The organism is Nitrospira sp. BLG_2 (assembly GCF_049222245.1).
Window position 1 is genome coordinate 1 of sequence record NZ_JBLYIG010000477.1, and the last position, 1,848, is coordinate 1,848.

3 protein-coding genes are annotated in these 1,848 nt (G+C 56.2%); 2 read left to right on the forward strand and 1 reads right to left on the reverse strand.

Annotated features, from left to right (window positions below; genetic code table 11):
* Positions 1 to 369 (reverse strand): hypothetical protein (locus ACOSYY_RS12995; protein WP_421662894.1); only part of this gene is annotated, 369 nt, incomplete at its 3' end.
* Positions 370 to 373: 4 nt separating this feature from the next.
* On the opposite strand from ACOSYY_RS12995, the gene ACOSYY_RS13000 reads away from it, so the two are divergent.
* Positions 374 to 580 carry a hypothetical protein gene (locus ACOSYY_RS13000; RefSeq protein WP_421662896.1) on the forward strand — a complete coding sequence of 69 codons (207 nt, stop codon included), beginning with the start codon at positions 374 to 376 and terminating at the stop codon, positions 578 to 580.
* A gap of 234 nt (positions 581 to 814) precedes the next feature.
* Positions 815 to 1,848 (forward strand): toll/interleukin-1 receptor domain-containing protein (locus ACOSYY_RS13005; RefSeq protein ID WP_421662898.1); only part of this gene is annotated, 1,034 nt, incomplete at its 3' end.

The window sequence follows — 1,848 nt, forward strand, 5'->3', positions numbered from 1 at the left end:
CGGGTCGCCGCGCCGGGCCGCCGCCTCCAGCTGCACCTTGATCTCGTTCGCTTCTGGCGTCAGATGGTTCGACCACGAGACGTAGCGCGGCGGGCGACGCTTCTCGGCACGTGATTTCTGCGGCGGTTCCTGCACGCGCCCCGCATAACCCTCACGCAGATACGCCACGAAGGCAGCTCGCTCCTCTGCACGCGGCGGGCGTGTCAGGATACGCAGGAACAGACGTTCCACCAGCGCTTCCGGTGCCTGATCCTCCAGCGCCAGCTGCGTGATGCCGTGGCCTTCCGCCAGCGTGAGGCAAGCTTGCTGCCTCCGGCTGCGCAGGGCAGTCGATGCCGCGCAACCTAGCGAGCTGTTCTGCAACGACAATGGGGTGATGTATGGCGATGGCGAGATCTGGGCCAATCCGGTCGGGAGCGGCAGTGCGGCGCCATTCCGCATTACCGCCATCAACCTGCCGAAGGGCGCGGCACCGCAGGGGGCTCCTGCAGCGGCGAGGCTTGCCGATGCGACACTCTCCTGCTCCACCAGTATCCATACGGCTGCACTGTGCCTGACGTTCTACCGCTTTCATCGTTGAGGCGATGACTCACCCTTGCGGACACGCCGTTACTATTGGCTACTCACTTGTAGGTAAACTGCCCGTATCAATCATCATAAAGATTGATATACCAAGACATCCGGCAAGATTTCGTCGGCTATCCCGACAAGTGAAACCTTGACAAGATCGACAAGAAACAGATATTGCGGATATTTTCAGCGGGGAATCCTCGGAGATAGAACAGTAATACTCAGCAACGAGAGGGCAATTCCCATGGGTGGCGTTTTCATCAGTTATCGGCGCGAGGACTCGCAGGGAGAAGCGCTCCACTTGTTCGACGATTTAAAAGAGCATTTCGGTAGTGACCGGGTATTCATGGACGTCACGGGGATCGATCCTGGGAAGGACTTCCGAAAAGTAATCGAGAAGGCGGTGACTACGTGCGATGTATTACTCCTGATGATCGGGAGAAAATGGATCGACGTCGTCGATAGAGAAGGGAAGCCGAGACTCGACGACCCATCGGATTTTGTGAGGATCGAAACCGCAGCAGCATTGCATCGGGATATTCCTGTTATTCCCATCCTGGTTCAGGGTGCCGGGATGCCGCGCTCGGAGCAACTCCCCTCAGAGATTGAGGCTCTCGCTTGGCGAAACGCCTTTGACCTTCGTCACAATCGCTGGAGCATCGATGTCGCAGAGTTGGTTACTGCGCTGAGAAAAATAGTACCTGGCTCATCAGCCCTCTCTTCAGAAGAAAACAAATCTCGACGATGGCGGCAAACTGTTCCTGGGATCTTGATGGCAATAGCGGGTATTACCGCCATCGTAGGCTTGCTGGTAACACTTCGTGCGATTGGGTTTCTAGGCGACATAGAAAATTCTGCATCCCTATCTCCGCCGTCCTACGACGACACCGCTCGGCGATCGGAGACACCTGCGCCTTCCATAACACCTGCAAAGACAGCCGCGCCTTCCAAGACAGAACAGTCTTCCGTTGCGCCAAAGATCTTCGACGATCGCGCGAGGCCGTATTCGGTCAGTTTTCCATCGGGCACTGAAGCAACCCTACACAGTCATCGCGCGAATGGAACTTATAAGATCTTAGCGGCACAGGTCGAGAGCCGCAATACGGGCAAACTCATCTTGAAGCTCTCCATACGCTTAACCAATACAGGTCGATTGGATTTAGGGTTTTGGAGCGACTCATTTCGCCTAGTCATAGACGGGGTACCACGGGCACCGAGAAGCTGGCTAAACGAGTCAGTGGATGCCCGAAGTGCTAAAGAAGGCGATATCTTGTTTGA